The 26,874-nt window shown below is 71.7% G+C and carries 26 protein-coding genes and 1 tRNA gene; 12 read left to right on the forward strand and 15 right to left on the reverse strand.

The genetic code is table 11. The features are described 5' to 3' along the window. Positions 1-67 precede the first annotated feature (67 nt). A complete protein-coding gene (locus ACERZO_RS42615) occupies positions 68-691 on the forward strand; it encodes an O-methyltransferase (protein WP_372671660.1) in 624 nt (207 codons plus the stop codon). Here the strand turns inward: ACERZO_RS42615 and ACERZO_RS42620 are convergent. Together ACERZO_RS42620 and ACERZO_RS42625 are read right to left on the reverse strand one after the other, a co-directional pair. After that, entirely contained in the window at positions 660-2,171 is a 1,512-nt protein-coding gene (locus ACERZO_RS42620; protein ID WP_372671661.1) for a sensor histidine kinase, read from the reverse strand. The two genes, ACERZO_RS42615 and ACERZO_RS42620, sit on opposite strands and share 32 nt — an antisense overlap. Continuing rightward, entirely contained in the window at positions 2,149-2,898 is a 750-nt protein-coding gene (locus ACERZO_RS42625; protein WP_303246986.1) for a response regulator transcription factor, read from the reverse strand. Before ACERZO_RS42625 ends, ACERZO_RS42620 begins: the two co-directional genes overlap by 23 nt. 175 nt (positions 2,899-3,073) lie before the next feature. Here ACERZO_RS42625 and ACERZO_RS42630 point away from each other — a divergent pair, with 175 nt between their 5' ends. Continuing rightward, positions 3,074-3,718, forward strand: a complete 645-nt coding sequence (locus tag ACERZO_RS42630) for a hypothetical protein (protein WP_372671662.1) — start codon at positions 3,074-3,076, stop codon at positions 3,716-3,718. 197 nt (positions 3,719-3,915) lie between these two features. Here the strand turns inward: ACERZO_RS42630 and ACERZO_RS42635 are convergent, their stop codons facing one another. Both ACERZO_RS42635 and ACERZO_RS42640 read right to left on the reverse strand, forming a co-directional pair. After that, the gene (locus ACERZO_RS42635; protein ID WP_372671663.1) at positions 3,916-4,572 is read right to left on the reverse strand and encodes a response regulator; all 657 of its coding nucleotides are present in this window, start codon (positions 4,570-4,572) and stop codon (positions 3,916-3,918) included. Continuing rightward, complete coding sequence (locus ACERZO_RS42640) at positions 4,569-5,729, reverse strand: sensor histidine kinase (RefSeq protein WP_372671664.1); 1,161 nt, start codon at positions 5,727-5,729, stop codon at positions 4,569-4,571. The genes ACERZO_RS42635 and ACERZO_RS42640 overlap by 4 nt, the downstream gene beginning before the upstream one ends. 612 nt (positions 5,730-6,341) lie before the next feature. Here ACERZO_RS42640 and ACERZO_RS42645 point away from each other — a divergent pair. After that, positions 6,342-6,539, forward strand: a complete 198-nt coding sequence (locus ACERZO_RS42645) for a hypothetical protein (protein ID WP_372671665.1) — start codon at positions 6,342-6,344, stop codon at positions 6,537-6,539. Here ACERZO_RS42645 and ACERZO_RS42650 read toward each other — a convergent pair. Beyond that, complete coding sequence (locus ACERZO_RS42650) at positions 6,529-6,975, reverse strand: nitroreductase family deazaflavin-dependent oxidoreductase (RefSeq protein ID WP_372671666.1); 447 nt, start codon at positions 6,973-6,975, stop codon at positions 6,529-6,531. The genes ACERZO_RS42645 and ACERZO_RS42650 overlap by 11 nt on opposite strands. Before the next feature lie 127 nt (positions 6,976-7,102). On the opposite strand from ACERZO_RS42650, the gene ACERZO_RS42655 reads away from it, so the two are divergent. Both ACERZO_RS42655 and ACERZO_RS42660 read left to right on the forward strand, forming a co-directional pair. Further along, on the forward strand, positions 7,103-7,774 hold the full coding sequence (locus ACERZO_RS42655; protein WP_372671667.1) for a TetR/AcrR family transcriptional regulator: 672 nt from the start codon (positions 7,103-7,105) through the stop codon (positions 7,772-7,774). A gap of 38 nt (positions 7,775-7,812) precedes the next feature. Then, a complete protein-coding gene (locus ACERZO_RS42660; RefSeq protein ID WP_372671668.1) occupies positions 7,813-9,330 on the forward strand; it encodes a 3-hydroxyacyl-CoA dehydrogenase in 1,518 nt (505 codons plus the stop codon). Positions 9,331-9,397: 67 nt separating this feature from the next. Here ACERZO_RS42660 and ACERZO_RS42665 read toward each other — a convergent pair whose 3' ends face one another. Both ACERZO_RS42665 and ACERZO_RS42670 read right to left on the reverse strand, forming a co-directional pair. Beyond that, positions 9,398-12,226 (reverse strand): PQQ-dependent sugar dehydrogenase, encoded by a 2,829-nt coding sequence (locus tag ACERZO_RS42665; protein WP_372671669.1) that lies wholly within the window; start codon positions 12,224-12,226, stop codon positions 9,398-9,400. Positions 12,227-12,337: 111 nt separating this feature from the next. Continuing rightward, a complete protein-coding gene (locus ACERZO_RS42670; RefSeq protein WP_372671670.1) occupies positions 12,338-12,979 on the reverse strand; it encodes a L,D-transpeptidase in 642 nt (213 codons plus the stop codon). A gap of 208 nt (positions 12,980-13,187) precedes the next feature. On the opposite strand from ACERZO_RS42670, the gene ACERZO_RS42675 reads away from it, so the two are divergent. Then, positions 13,188-13,697: a hypothetical protein gene (locus tag ACERZO_RS42675; RefSeq protein ID WP_372671671.1), complete on the forward strand. Its 510-nt coding sequence runs from the start codon at positions 13,188-13,190 to the stop codon at positions 13,695-13,697. Here the strand turns inward: ACERZO_RS42675 and ACERZO_RS42680 are convergent. Then, on the reverse strand, positions 13,687-14,577 hold the full coding sequence (locus ACERZO_RS42680; RefSeq protein ID WP_372671672.1) for a serine/threonine-protein kinase: 891 nt from the start codon (positions 14,575-14,577) through the stop codon (positions 13,687-13,689). The two genes, ACERZO_RS42675 and ACERZO_RS42680, sit on opposite strands and share 11 nt — an antisense overlap. Before the next feature lie 8 nt (positions 14,578-14,585). Beyond that, on the reverse strand, positions 14,586-16,271 hold the full coding sequence (locus tag ACERZO_RS42685) for an HsdM family class I SAM-dependent methyltransferase (RefSeq protein ID WP_372671673.1): 1,686 nt from the start codon (positions 16,269-16,271) through the stop codon (positions 14,586-14,588). Between the two features lie 78 nt (positions 16,272-16,349). Here ACERZO_RS42685 and ACERZO_RS42690 point away from each other — a divergent pair, with 78 nt between their 5' ends. From ACERZO_RS42690 to ACERZO_RS42715, 6 genes are all read left to right on the forward strand, one after another. After that, on the forward strand, positions 16,350-17,093 hold the full coding sequence (locus ACERZO_RS42690; protein ID WP_372671674.1) for a PP2C family protein-serine/threonine phosphatase: 744 nt from the start codon (positions 16,350-16,352) through the stop codon (positions 17,091-17,093). Between the two features lie 44 nt (positions 17,094-17,137). Further along, a tRNA-Ser gene (locus ACERZO_RS42695) sits at positions 17,138-17,222 on the forward strand. A gap of 487 nt (positions 17,223-17,709) precedes the next feature. After that, positions 17,710-17,970: a hypothetical protein gene (locus ACERZO_RS42700; protein WP_086677306.1), complete on the forward strand. Its 261-nt coding sequence runs from the start codon at positions 17,710-17,712 to the stop codon at positions 17,968-17,970. A gap of 4 nt (positions 17,971-17,974) precedes the next feature. Beyond that, complete coding sequence (locus ACERZO_RS42705) at positions 17,975-18,220, forward strand: hypothetical protein (protein WP_372671675.1); 246 nt, start codon at positions 17,975-17,977, stop codon at positions 18,218-18,220. A 33-nt stretch (positions 18,221-18,253) separates the two neighbouring features. Continuing rightward, positions 18,254-20,983, forward strand: coding sequence for an FtsK/SpoIIIE domain-containing protein (locus tag ACERZO_RS42710; protein ID WP_372671676.1), 2,730 nt, complete (start codon positions 18,254-18,256; stop codon positions 20,981-20,983). After that, positions 20,980-21,384 carry a hypothetical protein gene (locus ACERZO_RS42715; RefSeq protein ID WP_372671678.1) on the forward strand — a complete coding sequence of 135 codons (405 nt, stop codon included), beginning with the start codon at positions 20,980-20,982 and terminating at the stop codon, positions 21,382-21,384. The genes ACERZO_RS42710 and ACERZO_RS42715 overlap by 4 nt, the downstream gene beginning before the upstream one ends. Here the strand turns inward: ACERZO_RS42715 and ACERZO_RS42720 are convergent. The 6 genes from ACERZO_RS42720 to ACERZO_RS42745 form a co-directional block, all read right to left on the reverse strand. Beyond that, the gene (locus tag ACERZO_RS42720; protein WP_372671679.1) at positions 21,381-21,695 is read right to left on the reverse strand and encodes a YbaB/EbfC family DNA-binding protein; all 315 of its coding nucleotides are present in this window, start codon (positions 21,693-21,695) and stop codon (positions 21,381-21,383) included. The genes ACERZO_RS42715 and ACERZO_RS42720 overlap by 4 nt on opposite strands. Then, complete coding sequence (locus ACERZO_RS42725; protein WP_372671680.1) at positions 21,692-22,021, reverse strand: hypothetical protein; 330 nt, start codon at positions 22,019-22,021, stop codon at positions 21,692-21,694. The genes ACERZO_RS42720 and ACERZO_RS42725 overlap by 4 nt, the downstream gene beginning before the upstream one ends. 3 nt (positions 22,022-22,024) lie before the next feature. Next, positions 22,025-22,600: a hypothetical protein gene (locus tag ACERZO_RS42730; RefSeq protein WP_372671682.1), complete on the reverse strand. Its 576-nt coding sequence runs from the start codon at positions 22,598-22,600 to the stop codon at positions 22,025-22,027. Next, a complete protein-coding gene (locus tag ACERZO_RS42735) occupies positions 22,600-23,802 on the reverse strand; it encodes a WXG100 family type VII secretion target (protein WP_372671683.1) in 1,203 nt (400 codons plus the stop codon). The genes ACERZO_RS42730 and ACERZO_RS42735 overlap by 1 nt, the downstream gene beginning before the upstream one ends. Then, on the reverse strand, positions 23,799-24,203 hold the full coding sequence (locus tag ACERZO_RS42740; protein ID WP_372671684.1) for a hypothetical protein: 405 nt from the start codon (positions 24,201-24,203) through the stop codon (positions 23,799-23,801). The genes ACERZO_RS42735 and ACERZO_RS42740 overlap by 4 nt, the downstream gene beginning before the upstream one ends. A 132-nt stretch (positions 24,204-24,335) precedes the next feature. Further along, positions 24,336-26,813 carry an endonuclease/exonuclease/phosphatase family protein gene (locus ACERZO_RS42745; RefSeq protein WP_372671685.1) on the reverse strand — a complete coding sequence of 826 codons (2,478 nt, stop codon included), beginning with the start codon at positions 26,811-26,813 and terminating at the stop codon, positions 24,336-24,338. Positions 26,814-26,874 lie beyond the last annotated feature (61 nt).

Genomic DNA, 26,874 nt, shown 5'->3' on the forward strand with positions numbered 1-26,874 from the left:
CATGTGGTGAACTTGTGCCGAAGCTGTGCGCCGGCTGTGCATCGGCCCCGATCGGGTGGTGGAGGTCATGGCGGAGAACGGCACCGCGGAGTACGCGGCCGAGGACGGCCTGCCCGACGTGGTGCGCCGGGCCGTGGCGGCCGCCGGGCGCACCGGGTTCGGGTGGTCCTGCCGCCCCGCCCAGGGCCGGTTGCTGGAGCTGCTGGCGGGCGGCGTCGCGGGTGGCGCGATCGGCGAGACCGGGACGGGCTGCGGAGTCGGCCTCGCCTGGCTCGCCGCCGGAGCGCGTCCCGGGACGACGCTGGTCAGCGTCGAACGGGACCCCGGGCGGCACGCGGCCGCGGCGGAAGTGTTCGCCGACGTGCCCGCCGTGCGGCTCCTGCTCGGCGACTGGACCGACCTGGCCGCCGCGGGGCCGTTCGACCTGCTCGTCCTCGACGGCGGCGGGCAGGGCAAAGGCGCGGAGCCACCACTGGACCCGCACCGCTGGTTGCGGCCGCGGGGCACCCTGGTCGTCGACGACTTCACGCCGATGACGTCGTGGCCGCCGACGTTCGAGGGCGAGGCCGACGAAGCACGCCTGCACTGGCTCCGGCACCCGGACCTGCTGGCGACCGAACTGCGCCTGGCGCCGGATTCCGCCACGGTCGTGGCCCGGCTCACGTGGGCGCCGGCGCCGCCGGGAAGGTGATCTCGAACTCCGTCCGCCCCGGCCGGCTCTGCACCCCGACGCGGCCGCCGTGCGCGCCGGCCACCGCCGCCACGATCGCCAGCCCGAGGCCCGTGCTGCCCGCCGCGCGGGAGCGCGAGTTGTCCCCGCGGGCGAAGCGCTCGAAGACGTCCGGGAGCACGTCCGGCGGGATGCCCGGGCCGTCGTCGGCCACGCGCAGCCGGACCACTCCGTCCGATGTGGACAGTGTGGTCGTCACCGTCGTGCCCGCGGGGGTGTGCGTGCGCGCGTTGGCCAGCACGTTGATCACCACCTGGTGCAGCTGGCCCGCGTCGCCGAGGACGCCGATCGGCTCGCCCGGGACGTCCATCAGCCACTTGTGGTCCGGGCCCGCGACGTGCGCGTCCGCGACCGCGTCGGCCACCAGCCGGCACAGGTCCACCCACTCGTGCACCACCGGTCGCCCGGAGTCCAGGCGCGCGAGCAGCAGCAGGTCCTCCACCAGCGTCGTCATCCGGCGCGACTCGGACTCGACGCGGCCCATCGCGAACGCGACGTCCGGCGGCACCTGCTCGCCGCTGCGCCGGGTCAGCTCGGCGTACCCGCGGATCGCCGCCAGCGGCGTGCGCAGCTCGTGGCTCGCGTCCGCGACGAACTGGCGGACGCGGTTCTCGCTCGCGTGCCGCGCGGACAGCGCGTTCGCGACGTGCTGCAGCATCCGGTTCAGCGCCGAGCCGACCTTGCCGACCTCGGTGCCCGGGTCGGTGTCCGCCTCGGGAACCCGTTCGGACAACGCGACTTCGCCGCGGTCAAGCGGCAGTTCGGAGACGCGCGTCGCCGTCGCGGCCAGCCGGTCGAGCGGTTTCATCGTGCGCCGGATCGTGGCCGCGCCGACCGCGCCCGCGACCAGGATCCCGGCGAGCGCGACGCCGCCGAGGATGAAGCCCAGCCGCCAGAGCGTCTCGTTGACGTCCTTCAGCGGCAGGCCGATGACCGTCTTCTCGCCGTTGGGCGACATCGTGGAGACGACGCGGTATTCGCCGAGGGTGCCGCCGAGGTCGACGCTGCGCTGCTTCCCGTCGGACGGCAGCGCGAGCAGGGTCAGCACCTGCTCCTTCGGAACGCTCTTGAACGGCGGCTTGCGCTTCGACGGCGCGCCCACGCTGGAATCGAGCACCCCCGCGGAGGCGGTCGAGCCGGACTGCACGACGGCGAGCGTGCCGTCGCCCTGCCCGAGCACGCGCAGCGCGTCCGGCGGTGGCGGCGTTTCGCCGTACGTCCACGGCGGTGGCCGTTCCCCGCCGTGCGCGGCGCGGTCGCTCGCCGCGGCGAGCCGCTTGTCCTGCTGGCCGACGAGGAACTCGCTCAGCGCGAACTCCGTGACCACGCCGACGACCAGGCACACGAGCGCGAGCAGCGCGGCGAGCTGGACGATCAGCCGTCGTCGCAGCGACCACGGCCGGCGGGCGCGCTCGGGTTCAGCCTGCGGGCTTGAGGACATACCCGGCGCCCCGCATGGTGTGGATCATCGGCTCGCGGTCGGCGTCGATCTTCTTGCGCAGGTAGGAGATGTAGAGCTCGACGATGTTGGCCTGGCCGCCGAAGTCGTAGCTCCACACGCGGTCCAGGATCTGGGCCTTCGACAGCACGCGCTTGGGGTTGCGCATGAGGTAGCGCAGCAGCTCGAACTCGGTCGCGGTCAACGGCACCAGGTCGCCGCCGCGGTGCACCTCGCGGCTGTCCTCGTCCAGGGTGAGGTCGCCGACGACCAGCGTCGACCCGCTCGCGCCGGTGACCCCGCCGGCCCGGCGCAGCAGCGCGCGCAGGCGCAGGGCGACTTCTTCGAGGCTGAAGGGCTTGGTGACGTAGTCGTCGCCGCCCGCGGTGAGCCCGGCGATGCGGTCTTCGACCGCGTCCTTCGCCGTCAGGAAGAGGACGGGCAGGTTCGGCACCTCGGACCGCATCCGCCGCAGCACCTCGAGGCCGCTGAAGTCGGGGAGCATGACGTCGAGGACGACGGCGTCGGGCCGGAAGTCGCGCGCGATCCGGACGGCCTCCGTGCCGTCGCCCGCGCTGCGCACCTCCCAGCCCTCCATCCGCAGGGCCATCGACACGAGCTCGGCCAGCGTCGCCTCGTCGTCGACGACGAGGACCCGCACCGGGCTCCCGTCGGCGCGGCGCAGGTCGGCCTTGCCAGGGCCGGGTGACGTGGCGTTCATAGCGGTCATAGTGCCATCTTCTCGGCGGTGCTTCAGTGCTCACTGTGACACCGCTGTGCGTTTCCTGTGAAGGTCGTTCGCCCGGGTAAGGGAGCCACAGCGCCCGCTGACGCCCCGCACAGCTCAAACACAGCCACGGCGGAGAACCTGGCCGGGACCAGTGTGGGCACCACCGGAGGACACGATGACGACCGAGCCGAACACGCCGCCCGAAGGCGCCGCGAACACCCCGGCCTGGGGTGAGCCGGCCCCGGCCAACTGGGGCGACCCGGCCCAGGCCGCACCGAAGAAGGGCTGGTCCGGCAAGAAGACGGCGATCGCGGCGGGCATCGCCGTGGTGATCGCGGCCGGCGGCGGAGCGGCGATCTGGGCGGGAACCAGCAGCGCGGACAATTCGGCCCAGCAGGGCCCGGGCGGTTTCGGCGGCGGCCAGTTCCCCCGCGGCGGCCAGGGCCAGGGCTTCCCGGGCGGCGGCTTCGGCGGCGGGATGGCAGCGCTGCGTGAGGCGCTGCACGGCGACTTCGTGGTGTCGAACGGCAGCGGCGGCTACACGACCGAGCGGCTCCAGACGGGTGACGTGACGGAGCTGAGCGCGACATCGGTGACGTTGACGAGCAAGGACGGCTACAAGCAGACGTACACGATCGGTTCGTCAACGCAGAAGACGGGCGACGTGAAGCAGGGCGACACGAACGTGACGGTGGTGGCGAAGGTCGAGGGCACCACGGCCACGGCGACGTCGCTGGGGCAGGGGTTCGAGGCGGGGCAGGGACAGCGCCAGCCGGGCCAGCGCCGCGGCGGGGAGTACTCGGCCCGGCCGACGAACTGACGGGCTGAGCGGCCGGAGCCGGCCCGGCTCCGGCTCGGCCGGCCAACTGACGGGCTGAACGGCCGCGGCGGGTTCCGGCTCGGCCGATCAGCTGACGGGCGGGCGGGTTCTGCCGGCCACCTCGTTCCGAGCACCCGACCGCCAGGGAACGTCCCGGTGCCGCGTCCCCCTCCCGCCGCACCGGGGCGTTCCCGCCCTCAGCCGTCCGGCACGAGCTTGTGGCGGTAGGCGTAGACGACGGCGTGCACGCGGTCGGGGAGCCCGAGCTTGCTGAGCACGCGCGACACGTGCGTCTTGACCGTCTCCTCGCCGACGTGCAGCTGCCGCGCGATCTCCGCGTTGCTGCAGGCGTTGGCGATGAGCAGCAGGACTTCGCGTTCGCGGGAGGTCAGCCGGGCCAGCTCGGGCGGCTCGGCGGCCGCGGGCTCGAGCACCGCGGCGAACTTCGCGACCAGCCGCCGCGTCACCGACGGGTCGATCAGCGCGTCCCCGCGCGCGGCCACCCGCATCGCCGCGACCAGCTCCTCCGGCGCCAGGCTCTTCAGCAGGAACCCGCTCGCCCCGGCGCGCAGCGCGCGGTAGACGTATTCGTCGGCGTCGTAGGTCGTGAGCACGAGGACGCGGGTGTCGTTGCCCGGCGCGGCAAGAATGGCTTCGGTCGCGGCGAGGCCGTCGAGGCGGGGCATCCGGACGTCGAGGACAGCGACGTCCGGGCGCAGGCGCGCGGTTTCGGCGACGGCTTCGCGGCCGTCGGACGCCTCGCCGACGCAGGTGAAGTCGGGCTGGGTGTCGAGGAGCGCGCGCATCCCGGAGCGGAACATCGCGTGGTCGTCGGCCAGCAGGACGCGGATCATGTGCTCTCCACCGGGAAGGTCGTGCGCAGCTGCCACTGGTCGGCGGATTCGCCGTAGGAGACCTGGCCGCCGAACAGGGTGACGCGCTGGCGGATGCCGGCCAGGCCGCGGTGGGCGTGCTCCTTCTGCGGGGCGCGGCCGGCGCGCAGGCCGTTGGTCACCGTGAGCACGACCTCGGTGCGGCCGTGGTTCAGCTCGACCTCGACCGGGCCTTCGCCGTGGCGCAGCGCGTTGGTCAGGGCTTCCTGGGCGATCCGGTACAGGGCGACGTCAAGCGAGCCGGGCAGCTCTCGGGGTTCGCCGCGCAGGGTCAGCCGGGTCGGCAGGCCGGCCGCGCGGACGGTCTCGACCAGCTCGTCGAGGTTGTCGAGGCCGGGTTGTTCGGCGTTGGGCTGGGCGTGCAGGAGGTCGAGGAGCCGGCGCAGGTCGGCCATCGCCGAGCGGCTCGCGGACTCGACCGCGCCGAGGGACTTGCGGACCGGGCCGTCGCCGTCGGGCAGGCCGAGCCGGGCGGCGCCGGCGTGCACGCCGATGGCGCTGACGTGGTGGGAGATGACGTCGTGGAGGTCGCGCGCGATGGTCGTGCGCTCCTCGAGGACGGCTCGCCGGACGGCTTCTTCCTCGTGCTGGCGGCGTTCGTCGGCTTCCCGTTCGAGGTCGGCGATGTAGGCGCGACGGGCCGTCGTGTACCGGCCGACCAGCCACGGCAGGAGGGCGCTGACGCTGACGCTGATGGCGGTCAGCCGCCAGTCGGCGGCGGTACGCCCGCCCCCTTCGATGCACCCGGCGACGACCCCGGCGAGCAGGGCGAGAAGCGCGAGGACGGCGGGTTTCGGGCGCAGCCAGGCCCCGGCCCGGTAGCCGGCGATGAGGATGCCGGCGTTGTTGCCGACGACGTAGCCGGTGCAGGTGCAGAGGAGAAGAGGGGAGCCGGCGAAGAGAACGGCGTGCGCGAGGGCGACCCAGCCGGAATAGCGGGCGGGCCCGGCGAGGGCGGCGTTGACGGCAATGCCACCGAGCAGGACGACCCAGGAGCGCCAGTCGGCACCGCCCCCGCCGATCGGGCCGCGAAGGGCGAAGAGGGCGGCATCGCAGACAACGCAGACGAGCGCGACCAGCAGCGACTGGCGTCGCAGGGAGCCGCGGATGTCGTGCACAGCTGCCACTGTGCCCGAAGCCGCGGCCGAAGGGAGTGGAGTTGGGTATCTGCGTGGGGAGAACTGGCCGGCTGCCGGCCCGATGGTGCCGGCGAGGTCCGGCTGGTCGAGGACCAGCCGGCCCATCCGCGGCAGTTGCCCGGCGGGGCCGGGTCCGCGGGCGGGCGGTTGTCCGGCCCAGCCAGTCCATGCGTGGCGGCTGCCGGGCCAAGCCGATCCCGCGGACCGCGGCTACCCGGCCGAGCCCCACCCGCGGCAACCGCCCGGCCAAGCCGAGTCCGCGAGCGGGCAGTTGCCCTGCCAAGCCAGTCCATGCGCGGCGGCTGCCGGGCCAAGCCGATCCCATGGACCGCGGCTACCCGGCCGAGCCCCACCCGCGGCAACCGCCCGGCCAAGCCGAGTCCGCGAGCGGGCAGTTGCCCTGCCAAGCCGGTCCATGCGCGGCGACTGCCGGGCCAAGCCGATCCCGCAGACCGCGGCTGCCCGGCCGAGCCCACCCGCGGCAGCCGCCCGACCGAGCAGGCCCCCACGCGCGACACCTACCCGGCCAAGCCGGCCCGCCCGCCGCCGCTCGGACTCGTGTTGGGCTTCCTGCGCGCCTAAGCTGGGGTGATGAGGCGGTGGATCACCCTCGCGGTCGGGGTCGTGCTCGTGCTGGTCGGTGCCGTCTGGGTGCTGCAGGGCATCGGCGTTGTCACCGGGAGCTTCATGACCGGCCAGAAGCTGTGGTTCCTGATCGGGCTCGTCGCGTTCCTGGTGGGCGTGGTCCTGGTCGCGGCGAACCTGACGCGGCGCAAACCTACTTCGTGAAGATCTCGAAGATCGGGTAGCCGGGCGCGATCTCGCGCAGCTTCCCGTCCGACGCCTTGGCGTCGACGCCGTCGAAGAACACGCCGACCTCGAACTTCCAGCGCTTGAGGTACGCGCGGAGGATCCCCGGCTTCTCGTCGTCGGCCAGCTCGCGGAAGGTGAACGCCTCGACGCGCTTCCCGACGCGAAGCGTGCCTTCGCCGGCGACGCGCAGGTTGCGCACCCACTGCGTCTCCCCGCGCGGAGCGACGAGGTACCGGACGCCGTCGACGGTCAGCAGGTTGACCGGCACCGAACGCGGCTCCCCGCTCTTGCGCCCGACGACGGTCAGCACCCGGCTGCCCCAGACGCTCACGCCCATCCTGGTCAGCTTCGCGACGACCTCGTTGAACGCGTTGGTGGCCTTCTTCGGCTCGATGTAGCGGGCGGCGGTCATGATGTCCTCCGGAAGTTTGGGAGAGCAGTGCTCTCGGTTAAGAGCAGTGAACACCCATGAGAGCGCCGCTGTCAAGAGCAGTGCTCTCGGTTTTGTGCGCCGCTCTCGTCATGGCACACTGATCCGCATGACCGCGACCCGCACCGCGCGCGAACGAGCCCGCGCCGAGCTCACCCAGGAGATCAAGGACGAAGCCCGCCGCCAGCTCGCCGAGGTCGGCGCGCACGGGCTTTCGCTGCGCGCGGTGGCGCGGGAGCTGGGCATGGTGTCGTCCGCGCTGTACCGGTACTTCCCCAGCCGCGACCGGCTGCTGACCGACCTGATCGTCGACGCCTACAACGCGATCGGCGAAGCGGCCGAGAAGGCGGACCCGGGCCAGGGCGAACCCCGCGACCGATGGCTGGCCATCTGGCAGGGAACCCGCGACTGGGCGCGCGCGCACCCCCACGAGTACGCGCTGATCTACGGCTCGCCGATCCCCGGGTACGCGGCGCCGCAGGACACCGTCGTGCCGGCCGCCCGCGTCGCGCTCGCCCTGGTCAAGGTCCTCACGCACACCGAACTGCGGAACATCGACGGCGAAGTCCCGCCCGAGCTGCGCGCCCAGGCCGAGGTGCTCACCAAGGCCCTCGGGATCGTCGCCGGCCCCGAAACCGTGAGCCGGCTGCTCATGGCGTGGACCCAGCTGTTCGGCGCGATCAGCTTCGACCTGTTCGGCCAGTACGTCGGCAGCGTCGACCCGGCCGACGCGTTCTTCGCCCATTCGGCGAAGCGGATGGCGGAGTTCGTCGGCCTCTAGGCTGGGGGCGGGAGTCCAACGGCGGAAGGCGGCACGACGTGACGGGGTGGGCCGGGAAGGTCGACAGGATCCGGGTGATCGGGACCGGGGTGATGGGCCGCGGGATCGTCCAGCTGGCCGCGACCGCGGGGGTGACCGTCGAGCTGGCCGACGTCCGGCGCGAGGCCGTCACCGAGGCGATCGACCACGTCGGCGCGATGGTGGACAAGCTGGCCTCGAAGGGCAAGCTCGACGACCCGGCGGCGGTGCGCGCGCGGCTCGTGCCGGTGGACGCGCCCGACGCGCCCGCGGACGGCGTCGACCTCGTCATCGAGGCCGTGCGGGAGGACCTGGCGACGAAGCGAGCCTTGTTCGCCGAGCTCGAGCGCGTCTGTCCACAGGAGACGGTCTTCGCGACGAACACCAGTTCGCTGTCGGTCACCGAGATCGCCGCGGAGCTGGCCGACCCCGGCCGCCTGATCGGCCTGCACTTCTTCAACCCGGTGCCGCTGATGCGCCTGGTCGAGGTCGTCCCGGGCACGCGCACGCACGACTGGCTGCCCGCCGAGGCGCTCGAGCTGGTCCGGAGCTGGGGCCACGAGCCGGTGCTGGCCAAGGACGCGCCGGGTTTCCTGGTCAACCACGCGGGCCGCGGCCTGAACACCGAAGCGCTGCAGATCCTCGCCGAGGCGCTGGCCGAGCCCGCCGACGTCGACCGCGTCGCGCGGGAAACGCTCGGCCTCAAGATCGGGCCGTTCGAGCTGCTGGACCTGACCGGCCTCGACGTCTCCCACGCCGTGCTCGAGAGCATCTGGAGCGGCTTCCACGGCGACCCGCGGCTGCGGCCGTCGTGGCTGACCCGGCCGCGGGTGGCCGCCGGGCTGTTCGGCCGCAAGAGCGGCGAAGGCTTCTACACCTACGCCGACGGGAAGCAGCAGGTCCCCGACGAGCCGGCCGCGCCGCCGAAGCCGTCGAGCCCGGTGTTCACGGCGGACGAGCACCTCGCCCGCGTGCTGTCGGCGGCCGGCGTGCAGGTGGTGTCGGACGCGTACCCGGACGCCGTCCTGCTCGTGCCGCTCTACGGCGAGTCCACAGTGGACGCAGGCACCCGCGCGGGGCTCCCGCTGGACCGCGTCGCGGGTGTAGACCCGTTGGGCGGCTACGAAAGGCGCCTGACGATGTCCGTCCACCCGGGACTCGACCCGGCGGCGGGCCGCGCGGCGTGGGGCGCGCTGGCGGCGACGGGCCGGCCGGTCACGGTGGTCCGCGACGGCCCGGCCCCGATCGCCCAGCGCCTCCTGGCCTCGATCGTCAACACGGCGTGCTTCATCGCGGGCCAGCACCTGGCGACGCCGTCGGACATCGACACGGCGGTCCGGCTGGGCCTCGGCTACCCGCGCGGGCCGCTGGAGTGGGGCGACCTGGTGGGCGGCGACATCGTGCTGCGCATCCTGCGCGGCCTGGCCGCGACGACCGGGGACCCGCGGTACCGGCCGAGCCCGTGGCTCACCGAGCGGGTCGCGCTCGGGTTGCCGCTGACGTCGGCCGGGACGGCACCCGCCGATCTCCGGTCCTGAAAGGACAGCGGGCCGCCTCCGGAAAACCGGAGACGGCCCGCTTTCGTTCACGCAGAGGGGCAACCCGTCACCAAGGACGGTCGACCGCTCCCGTCTGCGGCGTGTACGTGATGTAACCGCCCTGGAAGTCGCTGCGGTACACCCCGCCCGTGACGTACTCGTCCGTCGTCGGGTAGCGCAGGTACGACCGCTCCCAGCCCAGCGCCGCCCAGCGCTTGCGGATCTCGCCCTTGATCACGTGCGCGCCGGTGGCGTTCGTGAAGTAGATCGAGTGCCCGAGGCTGAAGTGGTTGAACCGGCCGACGCCGTCCGGCGTGCCGTCCTCGTCGTTCGTCGGGTAGCCGAGGCCGCGCTCGTACCCGTACGCCGCCCACTTCTTGCGGATCTCGCCGTAGATCGCCCGCGCGCCCGTCGAAGGCGTGTAGTAGATCGAACCGACGTTGGTGCCCTTGATGAAGTGGTTGAAGCGGCCGATGCCGTCGGGCGTCCCGTCTTCGTCGTTCGTCGGGTAGCCCAGCAGCGCGCCGTAGCCGAGCGCCGCCCACTTCTTCCGGATCTCACCGTAGATCGCGTGCGCACCCGTCGCGGCCGTGTAGTAGATCGAGCCGACGTTGCCGCCGTTGTTGAAATCGTTGAACTGCGCACCGTCCGAAGTGGACGCCGTGTCCGTCGTCGGCGGGCCGAGCTTGGTGAGCCCGCCCATGGCGACGTACTTGTCCAGCACCGGGCCGGTGATGAACTTCGTACCGCCCACGGCGCTCCAGTACAGGCGGCCGTTCGCGTACGCCCGGTAGTGGACCGCGCCGTCGGTGACCTCGGCCGCCGTCGGCGCCCCGAGCTTCGCCTGCAACGCCGGGTCGGCGTTGTAGCGCTGGTCGATCGGGGTCGCGTAGTTCGCCGTCAGCGTCAGGTCGCTCGTGCCGACCGTGACGACCCACGTCGTGTCCGTGGGGCCGCCCTGCCAGCCGGTGAACTTCGAGACGCCGTCGGTGCCCAGCGGCGAGGCCTCGACGTCGAAGCTGGCGCCCTCGGTCACCAGCGCCGTGCTGACGCCGCCCTCGACCGGGATGCTCAGCGCCGCGGGCTGCGTGCTGAGCAGGGTGATCCGGTGCTGGCGCGGCCACGCCGTGTACGTCTTGGACGTGGTGACGCCCGCGCTGTCGGTCACCGCCGCGGTGAACTCCATCCGGGAGTCCGGGTGCTCGGTGAACGGCTGCGCGAAGCTCGCCCCGGTGCCGCCGGCGCCGGGGTGCGAGTGGCAGGTCGCCTCGCTCGGGCAGTGCCGGACCGCGCTGGTCCAGGTGACCGTGAGCGGGCCGTCCTCGGTGTCGGTCGCCGTGGCGCTCAGGCCGACCTGCTGGTTGACCGCGAACGTCGCGGTGTCGCCCGGCGTGGTCAGCGTGAGCTGCGGGGTGTGGTTGCCGGGCGCGACCTTGATGTCGGCCGTGCCGGTGAGCCCCAGCGGGTCCCGGACCGTCAGCTTCGCGGTGAACGACTCGGTGCCGGCCGCGTACTGGTGGCTGGTGGTGGGCCCGGCGTCGGCCGCCGTGGTTCCGTCACCGAAGTCCCAGTCGTACTTCAGCAGGTCGTTGTCGTAGTCGACGGACGTGGAGCCGTCGAAGGACACCGTGCGGGTGTCCGGGTCGGTGGTCGTCGTGGCCTTGGCGACCGGCGCGGTGTTGCCCGCCGAGTAGCTCAGCCGGCGCAGGTTGCCGCTGAGGATGTCGGCGAAGACGATGTCGCCGTTCGGCGCCGCCGCGAACTTGACCGGGCCGCCGATGCCGGTGAAGACCGGCGGGTTCTCCGGGGCCTGCGTGAGCTTGCCCTGGTCGTCGTAGCGCAACGTCCAGATCTTGTTGGTCACGTAGTCGCCGAAGAAGTACGAGCCGCGGTAGGACGCCGGGTAGCTGGATCCGTTGTAGACGATCCCGCCGGTGACGCTGTTGCCCTGCATGGCGCCGGTACCGTGCTGGTACTCGAAGATCGGCGCCTGGTTCGGCACGCCGGCGCAGCCCGCGAGCGTGCTGTAGCCCGGGGTCGCGTGGTTGCCTTCCCAGCACGGCCAGCCCTGGTTGGACCCGCGCTGGACGACGTCGACCTCTTCCCAGGTGTTCCAGCCGACGTCACCGACGACCGGCAGGCCGGAGTTCGCGTCGACGGTCATCCGGAACGGGTTGCGGAACCCGCGCGCGAAGACCTTGCTGGCGGTCGACGCCGGGTTGGCCGCGTCGTAGTACGGGTTGCCCGGCACGCCCTTGCCGTCGGCGGCCAGGTGGAAGATCTTGCCGTACGGCTGGGTGATGTCCTGCGAGCGCAGCGCGCCCGGGTCCACCTTCGTGAAGTCGCCGTTGTCCCCGATGGACAGCCAAAGTGTCCCGTCGGCGGCGGGGACGACGCCGTTGATGCCGTGGACTTCCGAGATGCCCGGCACCTCGAACAGCGTCTGCTCGCCGGCCAGCGACGCAGGCGCGCCGGCCGCGTCCAGGCCCACGGTGAACTTCGACAGCCGCATGACGAAGCCGCTGCCGACGTTCAGCGAACGCGTGGTGTAGATCGTGTGCGACGTCGCGTAGTCCGGCGCGACGGCTAATCCGACCAGGCCGATGTCACTGATCTCGCGAGTCGGCAGCGTCGCGATGGTCCGCGGTGTCCCGCTCGTCGGAACCCACTGGACGCGGCCGTTCTTCGCCGTGGCGAGGACGGACTGGTCCGGCAGGTACGCGAAGTCGGTGAGCTGGTAGTTCCCCACCCCAGTGGAGGTGTCCCGCAGGACGAACCCCGCCGGCAGCGTGGTCGCCGCTGCCGCTTCCCCAGTGGACACGACGGGCAGAAGCGCGCCGGTCAGTACTGCCGCCACGAAGGCGTGGCGTAGTGCTCTGAGCTTTCCCAAGGCCATTTGGCCCCCCTTCCCAAGCGATCACTTATCGCCTGAAGAGGGGGGCCAGTTGCACTCGGCCGAGTGATTTTATCTGTTCGTGACCTACTGTCCGTATTCGGACAAACTCGGTTACGGGACGACCTGGACGACGTCACCGACGTGCAAAGTGTTGAAGAACTTCAGGGACGCGCTCGCCGACAGGTGGATGCAGCCGTGCGAGTAGACCGAGAGGCTGCCCGTGTGGAAGGCGTCGCCCGGGTAGAAGAACACCGAGTTCGGCATCGGCGCATTGTCGAACTCCTTCGACAGGTGCACCTTCTCCTTCGACAGCACGTGGAACGTGCCGGTCGGCGTCGCGTAGCCCTTGCGGCCCGGCAGCATCGGCACCGGCCCGTAGACGACCTTGCCGCCCTGCAGGATCCACGCCTTGTGCGCGGAGATGTCGACGCAGGCGGCGGTGCCGGACGCGGCCGCCGCGGCGGCGCACGGGACGCCCGGGTCACTCGCCGGAGCCGCCGGCTTCGGCTTGGGCTTCGGCTTGGTCGTGGTGGTGGTCGGCGCCGGCTTGGTGGTGGACGGCGTCGGGGTGGCGCTGGTCGTCGTGGTGGTGGGGGCCGCGGTGGTGCTCGACGTGGTGGGCGTCCCACCCCCGGTACCGGCCGCGGCGACGGCCCCGCCGCCCGCGTTCGGCGTCGCCGCCCCGCCCCCGGAGCAGGCGGCCAGCACGAACGCGGTGGCCAGCGCGGCCGCTCCCGCCAAGAGCCTCTTCACGATCCGTAACCCCCAGTGTCGATCCTCGCTTGTGGACACCCGTAAAGACGGCGTTCACCCGGTCGAGGTTCGTCCGGGAAGGTCACGATTCGGTCAGTCTCCACCCGTGGGTTGACCCCGGGATCAACCCCGCCCCGATCCCCGCGCCGACGAAACCGGCGCCCGGCGCGGCGAAGCTGGGAGCACCGACAGAACCAAGGAGCCCGCAATGTCCAGCGCCGCGAACGTCCTGCTCTACGTGGCCATCGCCGCCTACGTCTGCTACCGGGTCGTCTACAAGCAGGTCCGCGGCACGCTGCTCGACCGGCGCACGCTGACGGTCATGCCGCTGGTCCTGGTCGCCGTCGGCGCGTACGTCGCCGCGAAAGCGCTGCCCGGCGCGTCGGCCGCCGAACTGGGCCTGCTGGCCGCCGATCTCGTCGTCCTCGCCGGGCTCGGGGTCCTGCGCAGCACCACCACCACGCTCACCGAGCGCAACGGCACCACCTTCCAGAAGGGCTCGGCCGTCACCATCGGGTTGTGGGTGCTGACCATCGCCGTGCGCGTCGGGCTCGTCGCGCTCGGCACCGCACTCGGCGTCGCCGGGCCGCTGACCTCCGCGTCGATCGCGCTCACCCTCGGCGTCAGCATCGCCGTGCAGAACGCCACCACCTACTACCGCATCCAGCGGCGTGGCCTGCCGCTCGCCGACCGGCGACCGGCGGCGCTCAGCCGCTGACGCGCCCCAGCATCCGCGCGTACATCCGGCCCGGGCTGGGCACCGACGGCGGCACGAGGAACCCCGGCAGCGGCGGCAGCGCGCCGACGAACGCGCCCAGCCGCTCGTACAGCACGGCCGCGCCCGGCGGCCGGGCTTCGGGGTCCTTCGCCAGCATCTCGGCGAGCAGCGCGTTGAGCGGCTTCGGCACCCCCGGCACCGGCGGTGGCAGCTCCTTGACCTGCCGCTCGAACACGGCGTAGGCGGTGGGCCCGTCGAAGAGCCGCCGCCCGGTGAGCATCTCGTGCAGCACGCAACCCAGCGCGTAGAGGTCGCTGCGCGGTTCGGCGCCGCCGCGCTGGATCTGCTCCGGCGCCATGTACGACGGCGTCCCCAGCAGCTGCCCGGCCCGCGTGAACTGCGCGGCGTCCGCCTCGCGCAGCACCGCGAGCCCGAAGTCCATCACCTTGACGCCGCCGTCCGGACCGAGCATCAGGTTGGACGGCTTGAGGTCCCGGTGGCACACCGCGAGCGCGTGGGCGGCGGCCAGCACCGCGCACGCCTGCGCCGCGATCGCCGCGGCCCACGCCACCGGCAACGGCCCGTGCTCGGCGAGCAGGTCGGCCACCGTCACGCCGTCGACGAACTGCATGACCTGGAACAACCGGTCGTCGTGGGTGCCGTAGTCGTAGAGCGTCGGCACGCCGGGGTGGTCGAGCGTCGCCAGGATCCGCGCTTCGCGGGCGAAGCGGGCTTCGAGCTCTTCGTCGCGGCCCGGCAGCCTGAGCAGCTTGATCGCCACGCGCCGGCCCAGCCGGCGGTCGTGCCCGCCGTGCACCGCGCCCATCCCGCCGCGGCCGAGCGGCAGCTCGTCGAGCTCGTAGCGGTCGGCGATCAGCATCCGTTCCCCTAACGGCCCGGCCTGAGCCGTCCTTCGACAAGTCCCGCGAAGCCTAGCCGGACCAGCTCGCGCCCCGTTTCCGCCGTCTGGCGCAGGACGGTGTCGAACTCGGCCAGACGGCGGAAGACCAGGCCGTACTCGCGCTGGACGTCGATGGCCACCCGCGGGATCCGCACGCGCCTGCCGTCGATCCGCGTCGAAGCCGACGCGGCGGGCAGGTCGGCCGCGCGCAGGCAGCCGGCCAGGAAGTCCGCGTCCAGCCGGTCCGGGTCGACGCGGTACACGGTGAGCCCGGCGCCGACCGGCGCGGAAGCTCCACTGTGGACGTACGCGATCCCGGTCACGGACGCGACGACATCACCGTCCTCGGCGATCGGGTGCTCGCCGTCGGTGCGGGCCGCGTGCTTGACCTCGACGACGCCGGCCTTGACCAGTTCCCCGATCGTCGTGAACGCCGGCTCGCTGTCGGTCGTCTCGAGCGGTGGCAGCTGCGGGGCCAGTTCGGCGAACCGGTCCTGCACGATCCGGAAGGTCCGGCCGAGGTCCTCGTCGCGACCGCGGCGCCGGGCCGGCGTGAGGTCGACATCGTCATCGAGCAGGTCGATGATCCGGACGCCGGATTCTGGGCGCTCACGGAACTCCCGCCACATCGCGTCCACTGTGGACAGCTCGTCGCCCGCCTCGGCGAGCAGCACGGTGGACGGCGGACGCTCGCCGGGGATCGGCCGTCGCAGCAGCCAAAGATCGGAGTTCGCCAGTGTGACGACCGCGCGGACCGCGCCCGCGCGCAGCAGGTTGCCGCGGATGCGCTTGCCGCTGCGTCGCCCGGCCGCCGCGCCCGGCATCAGGATCGCCACCGTGCCACCGGGTCCGACGTGCGCGAGGCAGTGCTGCACCCAGGCGAGCTCGGGTTCGCCCCGCGGCGGCAGGCCGTACTCCCAGCGCGCGTCGCCGACGAGCTCGTCGTGCCCCCAGGCCCGTTCGTTGAACGGCGGATCGCACAGCACGGCTTCGGCGGTCCGGCCGGCGAAGGCGTCTTCGCGCAGCGCGTCGACCGCGTGGACCTCCGCCTCGATGCCGCGCAACCGCAGCCGCGACGTCGCGATCGAGGCCGTCAGCGGGTCACTGTCCTGCCCCAGCACGGTTTTCGCGCCGCTCGCCAGCGCGAGCGCGCCGAAGCCGCAGGCGGGGTCGAGGATCGTCGACACCGGACCGGCGAGCCGGGCCATCAGCTCGGCGACCGGCTCCGGCGTCGCCGAGAGCCGCCGCGAATGCGCCTCGAAGTACCGGTGGCACAACAGCTCGAAGGACTCGAGCGGGCCCGCCCGGTGCGTCATCTCGCTGAGCAGGGTGATCAGCTCGGGGTCGTCGAGCCGGCTGTCGAAGGTGTCGAGGAGCCCGGCCTGGAAGGCGAAGAAGACGCCGGCGCGGCTCACGCGCTCGGCCAGGTCGAGGTCGTCGCCCAGCGCGCGCAGGCGCTGCCACGCGCGTTCACCGGCGGACAGCTCGAACTTCTTGCCGCGGGCGCGGAACCAGCCGGCGACGGCGGACAGGCCGAACAACGGGCTGGACGCCGTGCCGCCGACGGGCGCCGGGAAGTCCGGGTAGCGACGGCGCCAGTTGCTCACCGCGGCCCGGCCGACCCCGGCGAGCCGCGCGATGTCGGCCGCGCTGACCGTGGCGTCGTCGTCCATGGCGGGCACTCTATCGGAGAGTACTCCAATCAGCCGAGTTGCTTGTGAACTCAGTCAACCAATGCTTTCATGGGTGGCATGACACACGATCGGTACGTCCTCCGGTACGCCGCGGGGTCGGACGTCGGCAGGCGCCGCAAGGTCAACGAGGACTCGCTGTACGCGAGTTCCCGCCTGCTCGCCGTCGCCGACGGCATCGGCGGCCAGCCGCACGGCGAAGTCGCCAGCGCGACCGCGGTCGACGTGCTGCGCGAACTCGACGTCGACCTCCGGAGAATGGACCTCACGGGCGTCGACCTGGCGGCGACGCTGGCCGGCGTGGTCAAGTCGATCGACGACCGGCTGGCGGAGGTCGCTTCGAACGAGCCGACGACCGAAGGCATGGGCACGACGCTGACGGTGCTGATGTTCGACGGCGCCGAGTTCGCGGCGGCCCACATCGGCGACTCCCGCGGCTACCTGCTGCGGGGCGGCGACCTGCGCCGGCTGACCCGCGACCACACGCTGGTGCAGGCACTGGTCGAGGACGGCCGGGTCGCGGCCGAGGACGCGGCGACCCACCCGCGGCGGTCGCTGCTGATGAAAGCGTTGCAGACGACCGGCTCCGGCGAGCCCGACATCTGGACGTTCAAGGCGAAGCCGGGCGACCGGTACCTGCTGTGCTCGGACGGCCTGAGCGGCCCGGTCACCGAAGCGACCTTGCGCGACGTCCTCGACTCGAACCGCGAGCCGGCGGACGTGATCCCGGAGCTGATCCGCCTCGCCAACGAAGGCGGCGGGCCGGACAACATCACCTGCGTGGTGGCCGACGTCACGAGCTGACCCACCTGCACGGGAGAGCGGAGCCATCCGGTATCGTCTCCCGCGGAGGATTGGCCGAGCGGCCTAAGGCGCACGCTTGGAAAGCGTGTTGGGTTCACGCCCTCGCAGGTTCGAATCCTGTATCCTCCGCCGTTGAACAGTCGGAACGCCGGGCCCCGTGCCCGGCGTTTCGTCGTTGCGGGGCGAACCGCCTAGTGCCGTGCCGCCGGTCGGAGCAAGCCACCGGCCGGAAGGTGAAATGTCTTCGACAGACTGACGGACAAATTTCTTGCGCCCACACGGAGTTACGAGCGGGGCTGATCGCAGGCCGCTACTCCGGTCGCGCTAGTCTCACCCCGAACCAAGCCCGACGCTTCCAGAAAGGCCAGCAGTGGCACGAAAACCGCTCTGACCTGCGACAGCGCCGGCCAACGACGTTACGCGCGCGGTTGCGGTGCCGGGCCACCCCCAGCACACACCGTGATCGGCCTGGCCCCGGACGTTCCCACGTCCGGGGCCTTGTCGATTTAGCAATCGCGATCACTCCGCACAATCAGATGATCACGCTCAGTCGTTGGATCTGTTTCAATAGAAGTCCCCCTCTCAACCACCCCGATTCCGAGGAGTATGAGGCCCGATGGCCGGAGTCGAAGAGATCCGCGCTGGCATCGCACTCGCCAACGAAAAGGCGTCCGCGAGCATCGCCGCCCTGCAACAGGCAGCGCAGTCTCTCGAAGAAGCGCAGCAGTCGCTGTCGCAGGCGACCCAAGGCAGCAGCCAGCACGAAGTGAGCCAGGCCCACGGTCTGCTCGCGGAAGCCCTGCAGGGCATCAACGGTCTGCAGAGCACCGTCCAAGCGAGCATTTCCTCCGCCGACTCCTACTCGGCGCGTCTCTAGCGGGATGACGCTAGCCGAACTCCACCAGCTGCTCACCGCTGTCGTCACCGGGCTCGCCGACGCGCGAGCCCACTCCGAGCGCGCCACCAGCCTGCTCGGAGAAGCCCGACAGGCTCTCGTGGACGCCCAGGCCAAGGCCGATCCCTGGCTCCCTTCGCAGTACGCACAGGCCGGCGAGGGGCTGGACGAGCTCCTCGGCCGCCTGGCCTCCGCGGAAGATCTGGTGAGCGGATACCGGTCGCGTTTGTAATCCTTGCAGGGGACACCGTTTTTGGGGACGCCGATGGCCAACAGGGCAGCCGAACAACGCAACCGCGTCGAAACCGCGCTCGACCGGGTACGCCACCAGATCGGACTGGTGCTGGGCGCGGCGGCCGGTGCGCGCCAAGCCGCCGAGGCCGACCTCGCGAAGCTGGAGCTGGAGCGGGACATCGTCCGCGTCGGCATGAACCACGCGACCACCGAGCAGCAGAACGAATGGGCCAAACACCCCGCCGCACACGAGGTGTTCGGTGCGCTCGGCAGCGCGCGAAGCGCTTTCTACACCGACTGGAGCCAAGGTCCGTCGACGCTGCGCGAGCTGGTCGCGCAGAACGCGCCGGGCCCCGCCGGGCTGCCGCCGGGCGACTGGCTCGGGCGCGTCGGCCACAACGCCGGCCTCACCTCGCCCGGCCTGTGGCGCGTCGGATCCGCGACGGCCGCGGGCAACGACCCCAGCCGCACGTTCGACGTCGCCGTCCCGCTCCTCGACGAGTCGCACCTGGCGATCACGTCGGCGCCGAAGACGCGGCCCGTCATCGACGGCATCGTCCAGAACCTGCTGCTCCGCGTGCTTTCGACGTTCGAAGCCGGCGCGGTGCGCGTGCACCTCTGGGACATCGGGCAGCTGACCGCGATCCTGCCCGACCTCTACCCGCTCAGCCGCACGAGCGCGCTTTCGCTGTACGACCCGGGCCGGCTCGAGGACCTCCTCGACGAGCTGGCCGGGCACATCCGCCGCATCCACGCCAGCTGCATGTCCGCCGGATTCACGTCGCTGCGGGAGATGCGGCAGAAGACCGGGCAGCGGAGCGAGCCCTACCGCGTCGTCGTGCTGTACGGCAACGGCGAAACCCTGGAACCGGAACGCGCCCGCGACCTCAAGCGCGTCGCGAGCGGTGCGCTGGCCGCCGGGATCTGCCTGATCATGGTCGACGTGCCGACGGCGGTGAGCGCGCCCGTCGAGACGCTGAGCCTGATCGACGACCGGCACGCGATCAGCAGCATGACCGGGACCGACCTGACCGTCGCCCTCGACCCGGCGATGCCGTCGGGGCAGGTGATCCGCGCCGTCGCCAAGATCGCCGAAGCGCTGATCGCCAAGCAGGGCGGCCCGCGGTCGTTCGACGACCTGCTGCCGGCCGAAATCGGGCACGAGAGCTCCGCGCGGGAGCTGCGGGCGCCGGTCGGGTTCTACGAGGGCGAGCCGGTCGAGGTCGTCATCGGCGACGCGAGCCCGCACGCGCTGATCGGCGGACCGTCCGGTTCGGGCAAGACGAACTTCCTGTACGCGCTGCTCGGCAGTCTCGCGGCGCGGTACACCCCGGACGAGCTGGCGCTGTACCTGCTGGACTTCAAGGAAGGCGTCTCGTTCGCCGGGCTGGCGCCGGGGCGCAAGGACGCGAGCTGGCTGCCGCACGCGCGGCTCGTCGGCGTCAACGTCAACACCGACCGCGAGTTCGGCCTGGCGCTGCTGCGGTTCCTGGCCGACGAGCTGCGGCGCCGGTCCGCGGCCGCGAAGGAGCACGAGGTCACCAACCTCGCCGACCTGCGCGAAGCCGACCCGGGTGGACACTGGCCGCGGATCGTCGCGGTGATCGATGAGTTCCAGTACCTCTTCGCGGGCCGCGACCAGGTGACGGCGGCGGCGACCCAGCTGCTGGAGGACATCGCGCGGCGCGGCCGGTCGCAGGGCATCCACCTGGTGCTGGCCAGCCAGGACGTCGCCGGCATCGAGGCGTTCTGGGGCAAGCCGGCGGTGTTCGAGCAGTGCACGCTGCGCATCGCGATGCCGAAGGCGCGGCGCGTGCTGGCCGAGACGAACAACGCGGCGGTGTCGGCGCCGAAGTGGCACGCCGTGATCAACCACGACTCCGGCGTCGCGCACGGCAACCAGCTCGCGCACATCCCGGACGCGAGCAGCAAGAACGTGTTCGTCCGGTTGCAGCACCGGCTGTGGGAGGCGTACGCGGGGTACTTCCCGCGGCCGCGCCTGTTCGACGGCGCGCATTCGCCGATCCTGGAACAGTTCCCGGCGTACCTCGACCTCAAGACGAACTCGAAGCCGCGGGCGCTGCTGGGCCAGTCGATCGACGTGACCGAGACGGCGTGCGGAGTGGACCTGCCGCGGGCGCCGGGCCGCAACGTCGCGGTGCTCGGATCGGCGACGGCCGAGGCACTGTCCATCATGGACTCGGCGGCGCGGTCGCTGTCCCGGCAGTACGAAACCGGCGAGGTCGAGTTCCTGCTGAGCTGCCCGATCGAGGCGTGCGCCCCGGCGGCGCTGGAGCTGACCGAGCGCCTGCGCACGGACGGCCACGCGGCGACGCTGGTGGACGACCTGACCGGCGTGCTGGAGTCGATGACCGGCGGGATGGCGGGCGGGGCGAAGATCTTGCTGCTGTACGGGGTCGACGCGGCGCTGCCGGCGTTGGAGGCGAAGGCCGTCGGCCAGCTGAAGAGCGGTCTCGACCACCTGCGGGTGATCCTGAAGCAGGGGCCGGGCCACGGCATCCACACGATCGGCTGGTGGCGCAGCATCGCGCGGCTGAAGGACACGCTGGGTTTCGCCGGCACCGACGACATCGGCACGTGGGCGGCGCTCGACGTCCAGGGCAACGAGCTGGCGCCGTTCGCGGCGGGCCAGGTGGTGCACTGGTCCCCGCGCCCGGGCCGCGCGTTGTTCTTCGACCGCACGACCCACGGCGCCCCCGAAGTGATCATCCCGTTCCAGCGCCCGGAGAACGTCCAGTGACCGACGACGGTGCCACCGCGGCCATGCGGTACAAGGAAATCATCGCCCTGTCCCGCGGCTCGGCGGAGAACCTGCGCGACTGGGAACTGCAGCGCGCGGAGGCGTTGGAAGCGGAGATCGAGGCAGCTCGGACCGCGATCGAAGCGGCGGCGGAACGCGAGGCACAAGCGGCCGCGCGCGCGACGCGCTGGTGGAAGATGGCGCTGCACAACATCCAGGGCCTGCTGTGGCTCGACCCGGGCGACGAACCCCGCCCGGTCATGACGGCGCGTCCGGCGTACCTGGACCGGTACCTCGAGGAGGTCAAGCCGAGCTACCAGGAGCTGGTGCAGGCGGTGCTCGCGTTGGGCTGGCGCGCCAAGCGGGCAGCGCCGAAGCGGGGGGACCAGCCGCCGGTCTAGACGTCGTAGACGGTGTCGTAGGGCTCGTCTTCGTCGGTGGGCGCCGCCCTGCGCGGCGGGGAGGAAGGCCGTCCGGAGGCGGCCTCCCGGATGGCGGCGGTGATGGTCCGGCCGAGCGTGTCGGCGTCGAGCCGCATGGCTTCGGGCGCGAGCCGCACCTCGCTGGCCCGCCCATCCGGCCCGGCGAGCACGGTGACCATCCGCGTGGTGTGCTCGCTCGCCGCGATGAGGCGCTGGTTTTCGGCCCTGCGGTCTTCGATTTGCTTGAGCTGCCAGCGCATTTCCTCGATGAGCTGCGCGTTGTCACTCATGCCACCCTCCCCGGGTAATGCGGTGTGTAGACGAACTTGTAGTGCCTGCCGGGCCGGTTGACGATCAGGCTGTACCCGCGACTGCCCGCGACCCACGCGAGGTCTTCGATCGAGAGCCCGATTTCCATCGTGCGGAAGTAGACCGCGGGCCGGCCGTCCAGTTCCGCGGCCACCCTCGCCAGCTGCTTCTCCCGTGGCTGGCGCGACCGGACGATGCGAACGGCGGTCAAGGTCATCCCCAGGAGGACCAGTCCGCTGAGGAAGCCGAAGGACAGCCAGTCCGTCCACGAAGACGGAGCGGTACCAGCCGCGACGACCAGTTCCACGCCTCACCCACCTTCGCCGCTGCGTAGGCTCCAGGCCACCTTCGCCGTCGCTTCGGCAACCGCGGGCCACGCGTCTTCGGACTCCGCGACCACCGAGAGGATCACCACGGACCGGTTGTCCGGCAGGGGAATCTGGTACTCGGCTTTGATCTGCGCTCGCACGTCGCCCTCGGGAAGGTGGAACTCGCCCCCGCTGATGGCGACGATCGCCGGTCCGATCGGGAGCCGCACCGGCTGGACCACCGCGAGCTTGTGCCGGCCGCGGTACTGCTCGGCCAGCGCCGCCACCACGGCATTCCGGTCGCCGGGGGCGGTGCCGGGCCATTGCGTGACGCCCAGCGCCAAGGTCGCGACCTCGCCCTTCCGGGTGCCGACGGCGAACTTGCCGAACACCCGGATGCCGTTGGCCTGCATGGTCGGCACCAACGCCATCAGGTAGCTGCCGAACTCTTCGATGGACGTCCCCGCCCCGGCAGCTACGTTCTCCGCCACCATCCAGGCGTGACTGCGGTTCAGCCGGTCGTCGGCGCCGACGGGCACGCCCGAGAAGCCGGGCGGCAGGTCGATCTGCAGCGGCATCAGTTCCACACCTCGTCTTCCGCCCGCTCACGCCGACGTGCCGGCGCGTTGTCGGCCTGCACACCGGCGTCGGCGGCGTTCACGACCGCCACTCCCGCCCACGCCGCGGGACCGACGAAGAGCGTGCCCCCGGCCATCACCGCCTGCCCCGCGTCCTTCGGCACCCAGTAGTTCTGGAAGTCGTCCCAGGGGCTTTCGAAGTTCTTGCCCCCCAGGACCTCACCGATCCCCTGCTCGGTGAGCAGGCTGTAGGACACCACCTTGATCGCGGTGTCCGGAAGGACGTCCGCGATGCCGGCCAGCGACGTCGCCGCACCGAGGGCGTCGAAGGTCAGCGTCTCGGTCGAGACGTCCGCTCCGGCCGCCTTCGCCACTGCGTGGCCCGTGAGCGCGCCGAGCCCCAGTCCCGTGGCGATCCCGCTCATGATCTTGTCGGCCGGGGGCGGTGTGAAGTCGCTCAAGATGCCCAGGCCGTTGCCGATGTCGCCCATCACATCCGAGAGCTTCGAGATCAGCTCCGCGTGGTCCTGGACGAAGTCCCAAGCCTGATCCACCCCGTCGGCAAGGGTGTTCGACAAGTCGACAAGTGCCCCGCCGACGGCGTCGCTCAGCTTGTCCAGGACGTCTGGCTCCTGCGGCGCCAGCTCCTTCGCCTTCCGAAGCGCCTCCGCGACCCGGCTCGCCGACTCCGCGTGCTCCTGCTGGAGCTGCTTCGCCGCGTCCTGGACGTTCTGGCAGCCGTCGATCGCCGTCTGGAGCTGCTGGCCCGCGTTGTCCAACAACCGCTGAGCGATCCGCAGCGACTGCTGATCCGGGAACGTCCGGTTCGCCAGCGCCAGGTCCGGGTTCGCCCGCGCCGCTTCGGCCGCCTTCGCCGCCGCCTCGGCTCGGGCCTCCAGGTCCGCTGCCCGTTTCTGCAGGTCACCGAGGTCGTGCGACCAACTTTCGAGGGCGTCGGCCGCCGAGCCCATCGACCGCGCCGCGCCCTCGAGGTACTGCGGCAACGGGCCGATGCGGCGGGCGAACGCCTCGCTCGCCTCTCCTTGCCAGATGCCCTGCTTCCGGACGATCTGCCGCAGCGAGTCGTCGGCCTCGGTCAGGTCCTCGCTCACCGCGCGGTACTTGCCAGCCAGGTCGGTGATGCCGTCGAGGTCGCCCGGCGCCGGGTCGAAGCCCAGGGCCGGGAAGTCGCGGGTGCTCATCGGTCCAGTCCGTCCAGGATGCCCGTGATGCCACCCGTCGCGCCGCCGCCGACCATGCCGTCGTCGCCGATCGGCTGCTCGACCCTCGGCCCGTCCCCCAGCACCGCGGCGACGAACTTCGACAACCCCTCGCCGAACTCCGCTTCGATCTGCTCGTACTTCCCCTTGGCCAGCCGAAGCCGATCCGTGATGTCCGAAGCCGCGTCGCCGAGACGCCCGATGCCGTACCCCCAGGCCTCCTCGAACTCGACGCCCGCCTGGCCCAGCTCCGCCGTCCCCAGCGAGCCGAACGCCCCGCCGCCACCCAGCTTCCTGTTGGCGTCGGCCATCCGGCCCGCCGCCGTGCCGAGGTCGCCGATGAGCTTGCCCAGCTCGTCGACCTTCACCGCATACCCGTCCACGCCACCCTCCCCTGTGGTCCGTCGAAAGCTCGGACGGCCCTCCACGCTCCGTGGTTCCATGGTCACCCATTGGCGTGGACACGGAAAAGGCCACCATCGGGGCAACCCGATGGTGGCCTTTCCGGCAGTGGCTTACGGGAAGTACTTGCCCAGCAGCTGCTCGAGGTAGTCGAGCAGGTCGTTGAGCCCGTCCTCGATCGCGTTGCCCGAACCCGGCCGGAACCGGATCACCTGCGGGTCGTGGTCACTGGCCTGGTCGGCGAACTCCGCGTTGATGTGGACGACGTCGTAGTCCACCCCGCGCGGCGCCTTCGACGCCAGGATGTGGTCCAGCACCTGCGACTGGCCCTCGAACACGTAGCTGTACCGCTCGGCTTCCGGCACCGACGCGATCAGGTCCTTCAGCGCGCCGCCGGCGGTGAGCGTCTGGACCGCGGGCGAGAACGGGTAGTCGTTCAAGTCACCGGCCACCACGATGTTCGCGCTCTTGTCCGACGCCAGCAAGGAGTCGACGAACCCGCGCAGCACCGTCGCCTGCTTCGCCCGCTGCACCTCGGAACTGCGCACCGGCGGCTGGAACCGGCCGTGCGTCGGCTGGTCGCCGCCCTTGGAGTTGAAGTGGTTGGCGATGACGAACACCGTGCGGCCCTTGAAGACGAACTCGCCGGCGAGCGGCTTGCGGCTGGTCGTCCAGGCTTCGTTCGCCGGGTCGACGCGGCCCGGCGACGCCGTCAGGTGCGTCTTCCCGTGCTCGCGGACGACACCGACCGCGGTCGTCGACGTCCCACCCGGACGGTCCACAAAGGACACGCGCGCCGGGTTGAACAGGAACGCCACGCGGATGTTGCCGCCCGGCTGCCCGCCGTCCTGGTCGTTCACCGGGTCGATCGAGCGCCACTGGTAGCGCGGGCCGCCCTTGGCGACGATGGCGTCGGTGAACTTCTGCAGCGTCTGGTCCGCCGCGACGGTGCCGTCGTCGGTCGCGCCCGTGTTGTCCTGGATCTCTTCCAGGTTCACGATGTCCGGCGTCGCGAGGTGCGTCACGATGGCCTCGCCGAGCCGGTCGTACTTCGCCTGCGGGTCACCGGGCGCCAGGTTCTCGACGTTGTACGTCGCGACCGCGAGCTCGCCGGACCGCTGCTTGCGCGTGGTTTCGGCCTGCAGCCCATTGTCCTTTTCGGTCCCGAGCACGCTGGCGAACAGCGTGTAGCCACCGAAGTTGCTGTACTCGACCGGGCCCGACGTGGTGCCGGTCAGCACGTCGCCGACGTTGAGCTTCGGGAACGGCCGCTGGTCGAACGGGATCAGCGACGAAACCTTCATGACGCCGCTGTTGAGCTGGTCGTAGCCCAGGTAGACGCTGCCGCCGCGGACCGACTCGTGCTGGTCCGGCTTGGACGTCACGTACAGCTCGTTGAACGAGTTCGACGGGCCGACGACCCGGGCGTCGGTGACCGAGACGATCTCGCTTTCGTGCGACTCCCAGAAGTCCAGCGCGTACTGGGTGGGCTCCAGCGTGAGCGGCTCGATGTTCCCGCCCGGCGACGGCGCGTACGTCGTCGGCACGGTGTCGGGGTTCAGCACGGTCGGCGCGGGCAGCGCGTTCCCGTGCGAGCCGACCGTCCACTGTGCACTGCTCAGCTCGGTCAGCGACTGGTAGTTCGACGTCGCCGGCGCGTCCGGGTAGAACTCGCGGACGGTGCCCGCCGCGACCACCGCGTCGCCGACCGCGACGGCCGGGCTGGTCGAGCCGGTGTACACGAACAGGCCCTCGCTGGTGCGCGGGTCGCTGTCCGGGTTCGGGTCGGTGAGCCAGAACCCGCGCGAGGAACCGAAGGTCCGGGTCGCCGTCACGACGCCGGTGACGTCGCTGACCTTCTTGTCCTTGAACGGCGAAATGCGCGTGGTGCCCTGGATTTCGTGAATTTTCGCCGGGGTTCCCGGGTCGCCGGGCGTGCCGCCGCCGGTCGACTCGCCCTTGCTGTTGGTCGGGGTCGGGTCGCCGACCGCGAAGTCGGTGGCGTTGTCGTCGGTGTCGGCCAGCGCGGTGCCGCGCGCGACGGACGTCGTGTTGGACGGCGCGGCCGTCGGGGCGCCTTCGCGCACGGTCGCCGTGCCGAAGCCGACGAGGTCCTTGATCCGCGCGTCGGCCGCGCAGTCCGCGGCGGTCTTGCAGGTCAGCGCGGTGGTGCCGGAGACGAGGGCGATCGTGCCCGCGGTCGCGGACATCGCGATCGCGCCGGTCGCGTCCGGGGCCGGCAGCGCGACCGTGCCGCCGCTGCCCTTGCCCTCCGCGACGAGGTAGCGCCCGCCGGGCGCGACGCTGCCGGTCAGCTGCGTCACCTGCCACGTGCTGGACGCGCTCGGCGAACCGGGCAGGTACTGGACGCTGAACCCGTCGACGCTCGCGGCCGCAGTACCGTGGTTGGCGAGCTCGACGAAGTCGTTGGTCAACGTGGCGCCGGAGTTGCCGCCACCGCCGTAGACCTCGGCGATGACCGCGTCGGCGCTCGGCGCGGCGAGCGCGGCCGGTGCGGCCACCCCGCCGAGTACGAGGCCGGACGCGACGGCCGCGGTGAGCGCGGCCTTGCCTCTGTGGGTCTTGGTCACCCTGAGTCCCCTTTGTGCTTGAACAGTCGTGGCATAGTCCCCCGGGCAAGTGAGGAGGAGG

The sequence above is a fragment of the Amycolatopsis kentuckyensis genome (genome assembly GCF_041679295.1).
Taxonomy (GTDB): domain Bacteria; phylum Actinomycetota; class Actinomycetes; order Mycobacteriales; family Pseudonocardiaceae; genus Amycolatopsis; species Amycolatopsis kentuckyensis_A.